The sequence below is a fragment of the Acidimicrobiales bacterium genome, from assembly GCA_041394185.1.
Classification (GTDB): Bacteria; Actinomycetota; Acidimicrobiia; order Acidimicrobiales; family Poriferisodalaceae; genus JAAETH01.
Window position 1 is genome coordinate 73,336 of sequence record JAWKIQ010000001.1, and the last position, 16,395, is coordinate 89,730.

The following is a 16,395-nucleotide window of genomic DNA, read 5'->3' on the forward strand; positions in this document are numbered from 1 at the left end:
ATCCATGCCGGTCATCGGCCTCACGGGCGGTATCGGCAGTGGCAAATCGACGGTCAGCGCCGCGCTCTCAGAGCGCGGCGCTGTCGTTGTTGACGCCGACGCCATAACCCGCCAGCTGCAAGAGCCCGGTCAGGCCGCGTACGAGGCCATGGTCGCCCATTTCGGGCAGACGATCCTGGCCGACGACGGGCGCATCGATCGGGCTGCCGTGGCCGCAATCGTGTTCAACGATGCCGATCAGCTGAAGGCGCTGAACGAGATCGTTCACCCGCTGGTCGGCAAGGAAATGAACCGCCAGATCACCTCTGCCGGCGCCGGCGACATAGTGATTCTCGATGTGCCGCTGCTGGCCGAAGGCCGCGACAAGGGTGGCAAGCCCCGGTACGACATGGCCGGTGTGTTGGTGGTCGACTGCCCGGTCGATGTGGCGGTCGGCCGCCTGGTCCAGCATCGCGGGTTCGACGAGGCCGACGCCCGCGCTCGCATCGCAAACCAGGCCAGCCGCGAGGCTCGCCTGGAGATGGCCGATTTTGTCGTCGACAACGGCGGTGATCTGGCTTCGCTGGACTCTCAGATAGATGCTGCCTGGGATTGGATGCAGAGATTGAAGGATGAACGAGACCTGGCGGCATCCGACGTCGCATGGCAGATCGACGATCTGGTCGTGCGCGACGGATTGTCCGCGGCCGAATCGGTCGATGCGTGGTTGGCCGATGCCGAGGCGGGGGTAGCCGAGCTCCAGTCGTGGAAGGGCCGGCTGAACACCATCGATTCGGCCGAACTGGCCCGGTTGATGCACCAGGTAGAGGCCATCGAAGAGGCGGTGTACCGCGCGGGCAGCTACGCGCAGTTGCGGTTCTCGGTCGACACCACAGACGGTGCCCTCATGCAGTCGGTGCAGGAGCGAAGCGCACGACTTGCCACCCAGATGTTGTTCGTAGAACTCGAATGGGCGGCACTCGAAGACGACATGGTAGAGCGGTTGTTGGCCGGCGACGGGCTCGAATTCTGTGCGCACTATCTGCGCTCGCTCAGGCGCTACCGCCAGCATCTGTTGTCCGAGCCCGAAGAAGCCCTGCTGACCGAAAAGTCGGTCACCGGTTCTTCGGCGTGGTCGCGGCTGTTCAGCCAGCTCGCATCCGAGATCACGGTTTCCGTGGGCGAGGAACAGCCGGTTGCGCTGATGCAGGCTTTGGCGCAGCTCACGTCACCCGACGCCCAGGTTCGCAAGGCGGTGGCCGATGCGGTGTCGGCCGGACTTCGGCCCACACTGTCGACCCGCGCCTTCATCTTCAACACGTTGTTGGCCGACAAGGCCACCGACGACCGGCTGCGCTCGTATCCGTCCTGGGTCTCCAGCCGCAACCTGGCCAACGAGGCCACCGACCAGTCGGTCGAGGCCCTCGTCGAAGCGGTCGTCTCTCGCTATGACATCCCGCAGCGCTGGTATCGGGCCAAGTCCGAGATGCTGGGCATCGAACTGCACGACTACGACCGCATGGCCTCTGTGGCCGATGCCGAGGCCGAGGTCGGCTGGGCCGAGGCCACCGAGTTGGTGCTGGATGCCTATGGGTCGTTCTCGCCCGAACTCGCTTCTATAGCCAGGCGATTCATCGACGAGAAGTGGATCGACGGTCCGGTTCGCCCATCCAAGCGTCCCGGCGCCTTCTGCTCGTACACGGTGCCGTCGCACCATCCCTACGTGTTCTTGAACTGGACGGGCCGGTCGCGCGATGTCATGACCCTGGCCCACGAACTCGGCCACGGCTGCCACGCCTATCTCAGCCGCGGTCAGGGCCTGTTCCACTTCCAGACGCCACTGACGCTGGCCGAGACCGCCTCGGTGTTCGGCGAGACGGTTACGTTCAATCGGGTTCTCGAGCGCACCACCGATCCGGCCGAACGTCTGGCGCTGCTGGCCGAGAGCATCGAAGGGTCGATCGCAACGGTGTTCCGCCAGACTGCGATGAACCGTTTCGAGCACGCTGTTCACACCGACAGGCGTCAGGCGGGCGAGTTGTCGGTCGAGCGCTTCGGCGAGCTGTGGGCACAAACCCAGGCCGACATGCTGGGCGACTCGGTGACCATCACCGACGGCTATCGCGACTGGTGGAGCTATGTTCCCCACTTCATCGCGACTCCCGGCTACGTCTACGCGTACGCATATGGGCAGCTGTTGGCGCTGTCGGTCTACAACCGCTATCTCGAGCGGGGGCCCGAGTTCGTGAGCTCGTACCTGTCGATGCTGTCGGCCGGTGGCTCGTTGCCGCCCGAGGAGTTGGGCCGCAAGGTCGATTGTGATCTGACCGACCCGCAGTTCTGGCACGGCGGGCTGGCCATTGTCGAACAACAGCTCGACCTGGCCCTCGAGGCCGCTCGCACCGCAGGCCGCCTGGCCTGAGACTGGCGCCCCAGCTTGGGGCTAGCGGTTGGCGTCGAAGAAGGCTATGGCCGGGCAGTCTGACTCGAGTTCGCCGCTGGGACAGCTGCGGTTGCCTTTGGGTCCCAGCTGGCTTTCGCGCACCAACAGGAAGCACAGATTGCAGATGTGCTCGTCTGGGGCACGGCCTTCGGGTTCGTCATCGTCGTCGTCGTCGCTGCTCTTCTTCTTGGCTTTGGAGCGTGTGGTGACGACCACCACGTCTTCGTCTTCGTCCTCGTCTTCGTCTTCGTCGTCGGCGGCGAGGCGTTCTTTCAAGATGGCGTCGAGGTCGGCCTCGACGTCTTCATCCTCTTCGTCATCGTCGTCGTCGTCGGACGCGCTGCGCTTCTTGGGCGGCGCCTCGTCCTCTTCGTCCTCGTCTTCGTCGTCGTCGCTCGTCTCGGCGCCGAGGTCGTCGTCTAGCTCGAGGTCGTCGTCGAGATCGTCTTCGGCGTCCAGGTCGGCGTCGTCATCGAGATCGAGATCGTCGTCGATGTCGTCTGGATCGATGTCGTCGGCCATTTCAGTCGTTTCCTGGAGGTCTGATCTGTCGGTCAGTGGATGACAGGCGGGAGGATAACCAGAACTGGGGCCCAGGTCATCCCATGAAGCCAGAATCGACAGAAATATCTTCCGCGATAGGTCTGACCGGGTTCTTAGCGCGCTGGCAGAACCAGCCGTGCGTATGAGCGACACTGCAGGTGTCGCGGGCTGGCAGAACCAGCCGTGCGTATGAGCGACACTGCAGGTGTCGCGAACTAGCAGAACCAGCACTGTCCCACCCCCTGCATATGCTGACTGCGTGGTCGATGTCGCTTCACCCAGCCCAACCGGTTTTCAACCCAGCGAAGCACCGCTGCATACCGAGGACGGTCATTCACCGCCGTTCAAGGTCGTGTCCGATTTCGCTCCGGCCGGTGACCAACCCACCGCCATCGCTTCTCTGGCCGAGGGCGTCGAGGCCGGCGAGCGTTTCCAGACCCTGTTGGGCATCACCGGCTCTGGCAAGAGTGCCACCATCGCTTGGACTATCGAACAGGTACAACGACCAACGCTGGTTCTGGCTCCCAACAAGTCGCTCGCCGCTCAGCTCGCCAACGAGTTCAAGGAGTTCTTCCCCGAGAACCGCGTCGAGTACTTCGTCAGCTACTACGACTACTACCAGCCCGAGGCTTACATGCCCTCGAGCGACACCTACATAGAGAAGGACTCGTCGGTCAACGACGAGATCGACCGGCTCCGGCACTCGGCAACAGCGGCCCTGTTGACCCGCCGCGACGTCATCGTCGTGGCATCGGTGTCGGCTATCTATGGTCTCGGGTCGCCCGACCAGTACCGGCGCAACATGCTGTACCTACGTCTCGGCGCCCAGATGGACCAGCGCGAGATCCTTCGTCAACTGGTCGACATGCAGTACGAGCGCAACGACATGAACCTGGTGCGCGGCAAGTTCAGGGTTCGCGGTGACACGATCGAGCTTCACCCGGCCTACGAAGAGTTCGCGGTGCGCATCGAGCTGTTCGGCGACGACATCGAACGCATCACCAAGGTAGACACCCTCACTGGCGAGCGCTTGGGCGAACTGACCGAGCTCACTGTTTTTCCGGCCACCCACTACACGACCTCAGAGGATCGCCTTGCAGCTGCCGTTGCGGGTATCGAGGTCGAGCTTCGTGATCGGCTCCAGTATTTCGAGGCCGAGGGCAGGCTCCTCGAGGCGCAGCGCCTGCGGATGCGCACCGAGTACGACCTCGAGATGATGCAAGAGGTCGGGTACTGCAACGGCATCGAGAACTACTCCATGCACCTCGACGGCCGGTCCTACGACGAGCCACCCTTCACCCTGCTCGACTTCTTTCCCGACGATTTCCTGCTCGTCATCGACGAAAGCCACGTGGCCGTGCCCCAGTTGCACGGTCAGTTCGCGGGCGACCGCTCGCGCAAAGACACCCTGGTAGACCACGGCTTTCGTCTGCCCTCGGCCCGTGACAATCGCCCGCTTCGTTTCGAGGAGGTGCTCACCCGGCTCAACCAGTGCATCTTCTTGTCTGCGACGCCGGGCGACTACGAACTCCAGATGAGCGAGCGTGTGGTCGAACAAATCGTGCGACCCACCGGCTTGGTCGACCCCGAGGTCATCGTCAAGCCGACCAAGGGTCAGATCGACGATCTGATCGAGCAGATCAACCAGCGGGTTGCCGCCGGCGGGCGCATCCTGGTGACCACGCTCACCAAGAAGATGGCCGAGGACCTCACCGACTACCTGCTCGAGTTGGGCGTCAGGGTCAGGTACCTACACAGTGAGATCGACACCATCGAGCGCATCGAGATTCTCCGCGACCTGCGGCTGGGCGAATTCGACGTTTTGGTCGGCATCAACCTGCTGCGAGAGGGCCTCGACCTGCCCGAAGTATCGCTGGTGGCCATCCTCGATGCTGACAAGGAGGGTTTCCTCAGGTCCGAGACCTCGCTCATCCAGATGATCGGCAGAGCGGCACGAAACGTCGATGGGCAGGTCGTCATGTACGCGGACCGGGTCACCGACTCGATGCAGCGGGCCATCTCCGAGACCAATCGGCGACGTGGCCTGCAGCAGGCATACAACGCCGAGCACGGTATCGAGCCACAGACGGTCCGCAAGGCGGTCAGCGACATTCTGGCGGTACTGCGCGGGCCCGATCAGGGCGCTCCGGTGCCCGAGGCACTCGCAACCAAGCGGGCCGATCGGGCCAAACGGGACCTCGCCGAGTTGCCCACAGACGAGCTGGCAAGACTGATCCAGACCCTCGAGGCCGAGATGGCCGAGGCCGCCGCCGACCTTCGGTTCGAGTATGCGGCTCGTCTTCGCGACGAGATCAAGGACCTCAAACGCGAGCTGCGCGACGCCGGCTGACCCGTCGACTACCCTCACCTTCGGTCGACCGGCCGCCCTTTGCCCAGCAGCCTCGAGGATCCCGAACGTGAGCGATCTCCCACCCCCGCCGCCGAACTGGGGCCAATCCTCACCGGGCCCGGCGACGCTTGCCGAGTGGCCTCTTCGCGCCGGCGCCTTCGTTGCAGATCTGGTCATCTTCGGTGTCGTCAGCTTCATCGTCGGAGTGCCCGCTCGCTCCGTCGGCACCGGGGCGGTCATCGCTGGGGGAGTCATCGTCTCCGCGTTGTACTTCATCCTGCAGGAGGGCAACAGCGGCCAGACGGTGGGCAAGAGGATGTGGAGCCTTCGTGTGGTCGGCGAAGACGGTGGTGCTATCTCCTATTCCACCGCCGCGGTTCGTTGGGTGGTCAAGTACCTGGTGTTCCAGATCATGACCCTGCTGCTGGGGTTCTTCGCCATCGCGTGGGTGTTGGCCGACTATCTGTGGCCCTTGCGTGACGAGCGCAATCAGACATTGCATGACAAGGCGGCGCGTACCATCGTCGTGGTCGAACCTCGAGAGGAGCAACAATGACGGATCTTCCACCACCCCCGCCGTCTTTTGGCGGTCAGGTCTTTGGCGAGCAGGCCGGCTACTTCGAGCTCTCGGGCTGGTGGCGTCGCGTCGGTGCGGTGCTCTTGGACGGACTCATCGTAGGCGTGCCGACCCAAATCCTCGTCGCCGTCGGTACCGCGTCGGACAGCGCTGGCTTCTTGGCGTTCGCCTATCTGGTATCGATCGTGGGTGGGGCGTTGTACAGCATCTTGCTGGTGGGCCGCTCTGGCCAGACCGTGGGCAAGATGGTGTTGGGTATCCGAATCGTCCGCGACGGCAGCAACGCTCCCATCGGCTACGGGTTGGCAACCGGGCGATATTTCGCAACGATCTTGTCGGCTTTGCCCTGCTATCTCGGGTTCCTGTGGCCGCTGTGGGATGACAAGAACCAGACCTTCCACGACAAGATCTGTTCGACCGTCGTCGTCAAGACCTGACAGAGCAGAAGCGTGGCCGACCTTCCTCCACCACCACCGTCCTTCGGCGGACCGGTCTTCTCGCATCAGCCTGCAGTGTTCAACCTGGCGGGCTGGTGGCGCCGTGCCGGAGCGTTCATTCTCGACGCGCTGCTGATAGCCGCGGTTGGGGTGGCCGTCATCTTCGGCCTCGCCGCCATCGGCGGAGAGGCCGGGGCGGTGATATTCGGCATCTTCGTCGTGATCGTCGGAGCGGCGTTGTACGAGACCGGCATGCTCGTCAACAACAACGGCCAGACCGTGGGCAAGATGGCCACTGGTATTCGGGTGGTCGATGCCAACTCGCCCCAGGGTGGACTGGGGTGGGGCAAGGCGTGGGGTCGCTACGGGGCCGAGTTCGCATTTGGTATGGGTTTCAACCTCGTCAGCGCTGCCGGAGCGGGTGGCGCATTTGTCGGCTTCCTCCTGAGCCTGTTGCTATATCTGTGGCCACTTTGGGATGCCCGGAACCAGACCTGGTACGACAAGGCCGCAGGCACCATCGTCATCCGGGCCTAGGCGGCCCCGGCCCGCCAACCGACCTCGGGCGCTGTCCCTGGGACCAGATAGAGTGACCCGCCGTGGGTGACAAGCTCGTAATTCGCGGGGCGCGCGAACACAACCTCAAAGACGTCGATCTCGAGCTGCCTCGTGACCGGCTCATCACCTTCACCGGTCTGTCCGGCAGCGGCAAGAGTTCGCTGGCCTTCGACACGATCTATGCCGAGGGTCAGCGCCGATATGTCGAATCGTTGTCGGCCTATGCCCGCCAGTTCCTGGGCCAGATGGACAAGCCGGACGTCGACTTTCTCGAGGGTCTGTCACCGGCGATCTCGATCGATCAAAAGACCGCCAGCCGCAATCCTCGCTCGACCGTCGGAACCATCACCGAGATCTGGGATTACCTGCGACTGTTGTTCGCCCGCATCGGGGTGCAGCACGACCCCGATACGGGCGAGATCGTCGAGCGTCAGACGACCCAACAGATCGTCGACCGCATCCTGGCGCTGGGCGAAGGCACCCGTTTCCAGGTGCTGGCCCCTGTCGTGCGCCACCGCAAGGGCGAATACCACACCCTGCTTCACGACCTGGCGTCGCAGGGCTACGCCAGGGCGCGCATCGATGGTGAGGTGGTCGAGCTGGGGTCCGAGGAGATTCGCCTCGACCGATACTTCAATCACTCCATCGAGGTCATCGTCGACCGGCTGGTGTTGCGCGAAGGCGTCGAGCAGAGGCTGACCGAGTCGCTCGAGGCCGCCCTGGGCCTGGCCGAAGGGCATGCGTGGATCGAGGTTGTTCCACGCGAGGGCGAGCCCGAGATCCTCGAGTTCAGCCAGCACCTCTACTCGCCATCTACCGGGCGATCGTTCGACGAACTGGCGCCTCGAAACTTCTCGTTCAACTCGCCCTACGGCGCGTGTGGTGCCTGCGACGGCCTGGGTACCAGGTTCGAGGTCGACCCAGAACTGGTCGTGCCCAATCCAGACATCGGGGTGGGCGAGGGAGCGATCGCTCCATGGGCCGGAGCCTCCAGCAAGTACTTCGACCGTCTTCTCGCAGCGGTGTGCGAGGAGTTCGACATCGACCCGTACGCGCCGTGGGCGTCGCTGACGGGCAAGCAACAAAAGATGCTGTTGCACGGCGCCCCTGGCAACAAGAAGCTCACCGTGCGCTACAAGAACCGCTACGGCCGTCAGCGCAGTTACAGCACCGCCTACGAGGGCGTCATCCCGTTCCTCCAGCGACGCCACTCCGACACCGAGAGCGACTGGAGCCGCGACCGCATCGAGGGCTACATGCGCGAGGTGCCGTGCCCGACCTGTGGTGGTGCACGGCTGAACGAGGTCTCGCTGGCGGTCAAGGTGAACGGCCGCAACATCGATGATCTCGCATCGATGTCCATCGGCGAGTCGGCCAAGGCCGTCGCCGCCCTCGACCTCGACGAACGGCAGGCGATCATCGCCGGCCCGATCTTGAAAGAGATCGGCGCCAGGCTCAACTTCTTGCTCGATGTGGGCCTCGACTATCTGACGCTGAACCGCTCGGCGGCAACGCTCGCCGGTGGCGAGGCCCAGCGGATCCGCCTCGCATCCCAGATCGGCTCGGGTCTGGAGGGGGTGCTGTACGTACTCGACGAGCCCAGCATCGGCTTGCACCAGCGCGACAACCGGCGCCTCATCGACACGCTCATCCATCTGCGCGACCTGGGCAACACGGTTCTTGTCGTCGAACACGACGAGGACACGATCCTCGAGTCCGACTGGGTGGTCGACATCGGCCCGGGTGCAGGCGAGCACGGCGGCAACATCGTCTATTCGGGTCCGGTCAAGGGCCTGCTCAAGCGCCGCGGATCGATAACGGGCCAGTACCTGTCGGGAAAGCGCAGCATCCCGGTTCCCCAGCACAGACGATCGCCTTCGCTCGAGCGCCTGACGGTGCGCGGCGCTCGCGAGAACAACCTTCGAAACATCGACGTCGAGTTCCCGCTGGGTCTGTTCGTCGCTGTCACCGGCGTGTCGGGCTCTGGCAAGAGCACCTTGGTCAACGAGATCCTGCACAAGTCGCTGATGCAGAAGATCTATCGCAGCAAGGAAGTGCCCGGTCTTCACAAGACCGTCGACGGCCTGGCCTACGTCGACAAGATCATCGACATCGACCAATCGCCAATCGGTCGCACGCCGCGGTCAAATCCGGCCACCTACACGGGCGTGTTCGACCACATCCGCAAGCTGTTCGCGAAGACCCAGGAAGCCAGGGTTCGCGGCTATCTGCCGGGTCGCTTCTCGTTCAACGTCAAGGGCGGGCGCTGCGAGGCGTGTGCGGGCGACGGCACCATCAAGATCGAGATGCACTTCCTTCCAGACGTCTATGTGCCGTGCGAGGTGTGCAAGGGGGCTCGCTACAACCGCGAGACCCTCGAGATCCGCTACAAGGGCAAGACGATCTCCGAGGTGCTGAACCTGTCGTGTGAAGAGGCGCTCGAGTTCTTCGCCGCCCAGCCTGTGATCGCCCGTCACATGCAGACGATCGTCGATGTCGGCTTGGGTTATGTGCGGCTGGGGCAGCCGGCACCGACCCTGTCTGGTGGCGAAGCCCAGCGCGTCAAGCTGGCCAGCGAGCTGTCGAAGCGTTCAACCGGGCACACCGTATACATCCTCGACGAGCCCACCACCGGGCTTCACTTCGAGGACATCGCCAAACTTCTAACCGTGCTGACGCGCCTGGTCGACCAGGGCAACTCGGTCATCGTCATCGAGCACAACCTCGACGTCATCAAGACCGCAGACTGGCTGATCGACCTGGGGCCCGAAGGCGGCAGCGGCGGTGGCAGCATCGTGGCCGAGGGAACCCCCGAGCAGGTCGCCGCCATCGCCGAGAGCCACACAGGGCGGTTCTTGGCCCCGCTGCTAGAAAGAGGTCGGCAGGGCTGACCTCGGCCAAGTCGACCTAGTTCTCAAATCTGTCTCGCCTGTTGCCGATGGACGAGGCGTGAAGTGGATGCGGGGTGAGCGCGGTTTCAGCTTGGTCGAGACGATGGTGGTCATAGGTGTGATCGCCGTCCTGGTGGCCCTGGCCTATGGGGTTTACAACTCGGCCACGGCCAGAGCCCAAGACCGGGCGGTCATGTTGAACCTGCGCAACGGGCTGACGTCTGCTCGGGTGCTTTCGACCGAAGATGCCACGTACACGACGCTCAGCCCGGCGGTATTGGCCGAGGCCGAACCTTCGCTCGATTGGGTCGCTGGCACCTCGCCCTCGACGAACCCGACCGAGATATCAGTGGTCGCCTTCGCACCAACACCGGGTGGACCGATCGTCGGAGCCCGCCTGGCCGCCATGTCGGACGCCGGCGATTGTTACTACATCTCCGACGACATCGGCGTCGCCCAGACCACCTATGGCATCAGGGTCTCGACCGCGGACGGGTCGTGTCAGGCCGACGACACCTCCAACGTCGACTGGAATGGTTGGCCAGGAGCAAGCTGATCAGCGCTGCTGGGCCGACTCGGCCTCAGAGGTGTTTGGTCGCCTCTCGAACCGACAGCGCCGACAACACATCGCGGTTCTGGTCGACGTATAGCCAAACCGACTGGGGTGCTGTGCGGGCGTATTGCCGCAGAGCCCACCCGATGGCCTTTCGGATGAAGAAGTCTGTGTCGGCGGCCCGCCTGGAGCACCGCTCGAACAGGACGTCTTCGTCGGTGCGGTCGCGGTACTTGAGTTGTTGCAGTATCGAACACCTGGCCAGCCACAACGACGGCTCGGTGTTGGTGTCGATCAGCCCGGTGTCGAACGACCACGCTTCGATGACCTCCCAAGCCAGAGGGTGTTCAAGCGCCACGGCACCGATCGACACCGCCAGCGAATCGACCGTGTCCCACCAGCTCTTCGACACGACGAGGTCCGCCAACCAGTCGATGTCTGGCGCATCCAGGTGCCGGGCGACGCGGGCCACCAGGTCGATACCCACGTACTGGAACTCGCGCTCGGGCTGGGCCCACAGTTCGGTCACCGCTTGGCGCGCCTTGTCGGGGTCGTTGCCGACCTGACTTATCCACGCACCGGCGGCCGCGCGCCGCGCTGGTGCCTTGACGCCCAGGTACTCGAACCTGCCCCTCATGTAGCGCGACATGTCGGGTGCGATGGACGGTTCTGCGACCTCGCACAGCGAGTGTCTCAACTCTTCGATCGTGTGGTCCACGGACCAAGATCCTCCCATAGAAGAGGGTCGCCAACCCATAGGCTCGGGTAGTGGCCCTGAGACCCGAACCCGGCACCATTCCCGATGCCCCAGGCAGCTACCAGTTCAAGGACGCAGACGGGCGCATCATCTACGTAGGCAAGGCCAAGAGCCTTCGCAACAGGCTCAACAGCTATTTCCAGGATCCCCGCAATCTGGCCACCCGCACCGCACAGATGGTGGCTACCGCACACAGCGTCGAGTGGATAGAGGTCGAGACCGAGGTAGACGCCTTGATGCTCGAGTACTCGCTGATCCAGCAACATCAGCCGCGGTTCAACGTCCGGTTGCGCGACGACAAGAGTTATCCGTTTCTGGCCGTGACCCTGCTGGACGATTGGCCGCGGGCGATGGTGATGCGCGGCAAACGCAAGCGCGGCAACCGCTACTTCGGCCCGTACGGCCACGCCTACGCCATTCGCGAGACGCTCGACCTGCTCTTGCGGACCTTTCCCATTCGCACCTGCAGCGACAACAAGCTGGCGAGGCACCAGCGGGCCGGTCGGCCCTGCCTGTTGTTCCACATCGAGAAGTGTGCGGGACCCTGCGTCGGCGAGGTCGAGCAGGCCGAATACGACGCCATGGTCCGCAATCTGATCCGCTTCCTCGAGGGCGACACCGACGAGGTGGTGGCCGAGCTGGAGGCGTCGATGCAGGCGGCTTCCGACGCCCTCGAGTTCGAGCTGGCGGCCCGCTATCGCGACCGCCTCAACTCGGTCCGTAAGGCCATCGAGAAACAGCAGATCGCCGGCACCAAGAGCGAGGACTTCGATGTCATAGGCATCGACGAAGACGAGCTGGAGGCTGCGGTACAGGTCTTCTTCGTGCGCAAGGGTCGAGTCGCCGGCCGTCGGGGAATGGTCGTCGACAAGGTCGAGGAGCTCGATCGGCCCGAGATGGTGGCGGTGATCCTCGAGCGGCTGTACCACGAAGACAATCCGCTTGGCATGCCAAAGGCCGTGTTCGTTCCCGACCTCCCCGAATCGGTCGACGTCTACGAGGAGTGGCTTGCGTTTCGTCGAGGGTCAAGGGTTGAGGTGCGTGTCCCCCAGCGGGGCGACAAGAGGGCGTTGCACGACACCGTCACCCACAACGCGAAGGAGACCTTCAAGCGCCATCGGCTCACCCGCTCGTCCGATCACAACGCCAGGGCCCGTGCGCTCAACGAGCTTCAGGATTACCTGTCACTGCCTGCCGCACCTCTACGTATCGAGTGCTACGACATGAGCCACCTGCAAGGCACCGACTATGTCGGGTCGATGGTGGTGTTCGAGGACGGGCTGCCGGCCAAGCGCGAGTACCGCCGGTTCAAGATCCAAACCGTCGGCGGCAACGACGACTTCGCTGCAATGGAGGAGGTCCTCACACGGCGGCTGACCAACTATCTGGTCGACCGCGAAAAGCCGGCTCACGAGCAGGGGAAGTTTGCCTACCCACCCCAGCTGCTGGTGGTCGATGGTGGAAAGGGCCAGCTGTCGTCCGCGGTGAAGGTGCTGGATCAGCTGGGGCTCAGCGACGAGATTCCGGTCGCGTCGCTGGCCAAGCAGTTCGAAGAGGTTTTTGTTCCGGGCCGCAGCCAACCGATCGTCATCCCGCGCCAATCAGAGGCGCTGTACATGTTGCAGCGGTTGCGTGACGAGAGCCACCGCTTCGCCATCACCTACCACCGTCAGCTGCGCGGGAAGCGCATGACGAAGTCGATACTCGACGACATTCCGGGTCTGGGAGAGGTTCGCCGCAAGCGGCTGATCAAGGAGCTGGGCGGGGTGGGGAAGGTCAAGACCGCGTCGCTGGAGACCCTGCAGGGTCTCAGCTGGTTACCCGACCAGGTCGGGCAGGCGATCTACGACAAGATCCACACCCCGCGCTGACTCCTCGATACGTGATGTGATCCTGCGTCAGGCGTTGGCCACGAAGGTGCGCAGCGCTTCGTCGCCCGCCTCCAGGTCGCGAGGCTCGGTGGCCTGGATCTCGACACGGACCAGATAGTCGCCGTCGAGCGGAGTCGCAGCCAGCACCACGTAGTAGGTGCCGATGCCGCCGCAGTTGCCGTAGATCTGCAACACCCCGGCGTAGAAGCCGTCGTCGTAGTCCTGCTGGCCGAGGTCTTCACAGAACTCGTTCAGGCCGGAACGCTCCTGCAGCAGCACCGGTATGTCCGATGCCGGCCTGTTCGGGGCCGACTCGACGATGATGCCCGGAACGTCCCAGAAATCGAGGAAGCCCTGCAGATCGGGTGAGGCCCACACGCTGGGCCCGAAGTTCGGGTTCTCCTCACCGTTGACCTGCCACGTGTCGGGCACCGACACCGAGATCCGCCCGCTGTCGTCGGTGGCCGTCGTGTAGGTGTAGCTGACGCCCAGAGCGTCCCCGTTATCGCCACCGCTCGTGGGCTGGCCGCCGGTCTCTTCGATGACCGTTTCGGTGATCAGCGGAACGATGATCGGGAGGCCGTTGATTTGGCCCTCGAGTACCAGGTCGAGCGAGGGCCGGTAGACGCTGACATCCATGGTCGCATCGGCGCCCTGGGTGCGCAGGACGTCGCAATAATCGGCCATGGTGCCGTCGGCGGCCATGATGAGGTTCTCGAGTTCCAGCAGCAGATCGCCCGGCTCGATACCGGCCTGGTCTGCTGGCGAGCCGCTCTTGACGCTGCGGATCCAGATACCTGTGAATCCGCTGTCGAACACCACTGCCTCACCGTTGATACCCAGCGAGTCGACGTCGTTGCCGGCGGCCAACTGTTCGATGATGGGACGGGCGGTGTCTGCGTCGATTGCGAAATTGGTGTCGAACTGATCGCTGCCGGCGTAGTTGATGCCTACGACGCGTCCCTGCTCGTCCACCAGCGGTCCGCCCGAGTTGCCGCCGAGAATACGAGCGTCGTGCTGCAACACTCCGTCGACGGATGCCCAGTTGGTTTCGCCCTTGGCCTCGGTCGAAGAGACGATGCCTGCTGTGAGTGTGAAGTCGAGGTTGTCGAAGTCGTTGTCGTCGGAGGCCGGAAAGCCTGCCGAGTACACGGGAAGGCCGGCTCGCACCTCGTCGTCGCGGAAGGTCAGCGGGGCGTAGCCGTCGCCGACCAACTGGATGACGGCCAGATCAGAGCATTCGCTGACTCCGAGTATCTGGGCGTTGATCGGGTCGTCGCCATCGGGGAACTTCACCGCCAAGGTCGCGGCTCCGGTTACCACGTGGTTGTTGGTGACGACGATGCCGTCTTCGCTGATGACGAAGCCACTGCCCGTGCTCTGGGCGTTGCGCATGGTTCCTTCGAAGAACTCGAACGTGCCCTGGGCCTGGATCTGCACCACAGAGTTGCGGACGTCGGCGATGTCGTCGAGACCGCCCCCGCCCGAATCCTCGGTGGTTGTGGTGGTGTTGTCCTCGCCGGCATCGGTTCCAGAGTCGGCCGCCGTGGTGGTCGAGATCTGGCCGGCCGACGAGTCACCGCTGTCGTCACTATCGCTGTCGCCGCCGCAAGCGCTGGCCAGCATTGCCAAGGCCAACACCACGGAAATTGTCAGTCGTCGCATCAGGTGGTCCTCCTCACACACTCTGCGGCCAACAAACTACTCAATTCGGCGGGGTCGACCGCGAATCGTGGTTCGTTGGTTGCGCCACCATGCCGGGACGTACCCTGGAGGAGATGAGCGTCGACGATCCCGACTTGTGGGAGAAGAATGCGTCCTGGTGGCAGGACGGATTCACCGATGGGGCCGATCCTGAGTACACCGAGCAGATCGTGCCCATTGCCGCCGAGCTGCTGAAAGGGGCTCAGCGGGTTCTGGACGTCGGCGCCGGCGAGGGCCAGTTGGCGCGCGTCGCGGCGGCCCAGGGCAGCCAGGTGGTGGCTACTGACATCACGTGGGAGCAGATAAGGGTCGCAGCCCAGCGCGGTGGCGGGCCGGTGGTGGTCCGCAACGGTGCGGCACAGCTGCCGTTTGCCGACGCCAGCTTCGACGCAGTACTGGCCTGCCTGGTGTTCGAGCACATCAGCGATGTCGACGCCGCCATCGCCGAGGTGGCCAGGGTGCTAGAGCCCGGTGGTCGCTTCGTCTTCATGCTCAACCACCCATTGCTTCAGACGCCCAACAGCGGCTGGATCGACGATCAGATGATCGACCCGCCCGAGCAGTATTGGCGGGTGGGCGACTATCTGATCGAAGACGAAACGATCGAGGAGGTGCAGCAGGGGGTGTTCATCCCCTTCATCCACCGCCCGCTGAGCCGATACGTCAATGCGATGGCCGAGAACCAGCTGCTCGTCGCCGGCATGATCGAGCCGGCACCACCTCCTGGCTTCCTCGAGCGCGCATCGGCCTACGAGGCTGCCGCCACAATCCCCAGGCTGTTGGTGTTCGACGCCTTCAAGTGGGTGCCGTGAGTTCGTCCGACGCTCTCGCCGACGTTTCGTCAGACTTCCTGATAGTCACCGGACTCAGCGGGGCCGGTCGCTCGCAGGCCGCCAACACCCTCGAAGATCTCGGATGGTTCGTCATCGACAACCTTCCACCGGCGTTGATTCCCAAGGTCGCCGAGTTGGCGGGCCCTGGTGGCTCGGCCAGGCGCACTGCGATGGTGGTTGGTACCACCCACGACGCCAACGAGGTTCTCGACTCGCTCGCCGAACTCACCGACATGGGCGCCCGTGTTCGGGTGCTGTACCTCGAGGCCAGCCCCGACGTGTTGGTGCGGCGCTATGAAGACACCCGTCGGCGGCATCCCCAGGGACGCGACGGCGAAGGCTTGGTCGAGGCGATCGACCGTGAGATCTCGATGCTCGAGGAGGTCAAGGCTCGGGCCGATCTCGTCATCAACACCACAGACACCAACGTCCACGATCTGCGCCGACGCGTGGTCGAGCTGTTCGGCGAATCGGGCGCCGATCCGCTGATGAAGACGACGATCTCGTCGTTCGGCTACAAGCACGGTCTGCCCCGCGATGTCGACCTGGTGTTCGACTGCCGGTTCCTGCCCAACCCTCACTGGATCGAGGAGCTGCGGCCTTTGACCGGGCTGGACGAACCGGTTGCCCGCTACGTCCTCGATCAGCCGACCACCGTCGATTTCCTGGCCCGCCTCGACGAGCTTCTCGACCTCTTGTTGCCGTCGTACGCTCGCGAAGGCAAGAGCTACCTCACGATCGCGATGGGGTGTACGGGCGGCCGTCATCGCAGCGTCGCGCTGGCCGAAGAGGTGGCCCGCAGGCTGCGTTCCAGGGGCTACCGTCTGAGTGTGCAACACCGCGATGTTCATCGTGGTGGCTCGGGTTCTCCATCTACAACCAAGAAAACTGGAGATTGA

The 16,395-nt window shown here is 63.9% G+C and carries 13 protein-coding genes; 10 read left to right on the plus strand and 3 right to left on the minus strand.

Going from position 1 to position 16,395, the window contains the following annotated elements; translation table 11 throughout:
• Positions 1–4: 4 nt before the first annotated feature.
• Positions 5–2,401, plus strand: a complete 2,397-nt coding sequence (gene coaE / locus R2770_00385; protein ID MEZ5278903.1) for a dephospho-CoA kinase — start codon at positions 5–7, stop codon at positions 2,399–2,401.
• Between the two features lie 21 nt (positions 2,402–2,422).
• Here the strand turns inward: coaE and R2770_00390 are convergent, their stop codons facing one another.
• Positions 2,423–2,944: a hypothetical protein gene (locus R2770_00390; protein MEZ5278904.1), complete on the minus strand. Its 522-nt coding sequence runs from the start codon at positions 2,942–2,944 to the stop codon at positions 2,423–2,425.
• Positions 2,945–3,224: 280 nt separating this feature from the next.
• Here R2770_00390 and uvrB point away from each other — a divergent pair, with 280 nt between their 5' ends.
• The 6 genes from uvrB to R2770_00420 all read left to right on the plus strand — a co-directional run bounded on the left by uvrB (position 3,225) and on the right by R2770_00420 (position 10,334).
• Positions 3,225–5,315 carry an excinuclease ABC subunit UvrB gene (gene uvrB, locus R2770_00395; GenBank protein MEZ5278905.1) on the plus strand — a complete coding sequence of 697 codons (2,091 nt, stop codon included), beginning with the start codon at positions 3,225–3,227 and terminating at the stop codon, positions 5,313–5,315.
• A gap of 67 nt (positions 5,316–5,382) precedes the next feature.
• Positions 5,383–5,871: an RDD family protein gene (locus tag R2770_00400; protein ID MEZ5278906.1), complete on the plus strand. Its 489-nt coding sequence runs from the start codon at positions 5,383–5,385 to the stop codon at positions 5,869–5,871.
• A complete protein-coding gene (locus R2770_00405) occupies positions 5,868–6,329 on the plus strand; it encodes an RDD family protein (protein ID MEZ5278907.1) in 462 nt (153 codons plus the stop codon). The genes R2770_00400 and R2770_00405 overlap by 4 nt, the downstream gene beginning before the upstream one ends.
• Positions 6,330–6,341: 12 nt before the next feature.
• Positions 6,342–6,866 carry an RDD family protein gene (locus R2770_00410; protein ID MEZ5278908.1) on the plus strand — a complete coding sequence of 175 codons (525 nt, stop codon included), beginning with the start codon at positions 6,342–6,344 and terminating at the stop codon, positions 6,864–6,866.
• Positions 6,867–6,928: 62 nt separating this feature from the next.
• On the plus strand, positions 6,929–9,778 hold the full coding sequence (gene uvrA, locus R2770_00415) for an excinuclease ABC subunit UvrA (protein MEZ5278909.1): 2,850 nt from the start codon (positions 6,929–6,931) through the stop codon (positions 9,776–9,778).
• Positions 9,779–9,845: 67 nt separating this feature from the next.
• On the plus strand, positions 9,846–10,334 hold the full coding sequence (locus R2770_00420; protein ID MEZ5278910.1) for a prepilin-type N-terminal cleavage/methylation domain-containing protein: 489 nt from the start codon (positions 9,846–9,848) through the stop codon (positions 10,332–10,334).
• Positions 10,335–10,359: 25 nt separating this feature from the next.
• Here the strand turns inward: R2770_00420 and R2770_00425 are convergent, their stop codons facing one another.
• Positions 10,360–11,049 carry a DNA alkylation repair protein gene (locus R2770_00425; protein MEZ5278911.1) on the minus strand — a complete coding sequence of 230 codons (690 nt, stop codon included), beginning with the start codon at positions 11,047–11,049 and terminating at the stop codon, positions 10,360–10,362.
• Positions 11,050–11,099: 50 nt separating this feature from the next.
• Between R2770_00425 and uvrC the strand changes: the two genes are divergently transcribed.
• Entirely contained in the window at positions 11,100–12,959 is a 1,860-nt protein-coding gene (uvrC, locus tag R2770_00430) for an excinuclease ABC subunit UvrC (GenBank protein ID MEZ5278912.1), read from the plus strand.
• A gap of 27 nt (positions 12,960–12,986) precedes the next feature.
• Here uvrC and R2770_00435 read toward each other — a convergent pair whose 3' ends face one another.
• Positions 12,987–14,624 (minus strand): S1C family serine protease, encoded by a 1,638-nt coding sequence (locus tag R2770_00435; protein MEZ5278913.1) that lies wholly within the window; start codon positions 14,622–14,624, stop codon positions 12,987–12,989.
• A gap of 113 nt (positions 14,625–14,737) precedes the next feature.
• Here R2770_00435 and R2770_00440 point away from each other — a divergent pair, with 113 nt between their 5' ends.
• Together R2770_00440 and rapZ are read left to right on the plus strand one after the other, a co-directional pair.
• Positions 14,738–15,475: a class I SAM-dependent methyltransferase gene (locus tag R2770_00440; GenBank protein ID MEZ5278914.1), complete on the plus strand. Its 738-nt coding sequence runs from the start codon at positions 14,738–14,740 to the stop codon at positions 15,473–15,475.
• Positions 15,472–16,395, plus strand: a complete 924-nt coding sequence (gene rapZ, locus R2770_00445; protein ID MEZ5278915.1) for an RNase adapter RapZ — start codon at positions 15,472–15,474, stop codon at positions 16,393–16,395. The genes R2770_00440 and rapZ overlap by 4 nt, the downstream gene beginning before the upstream one ends.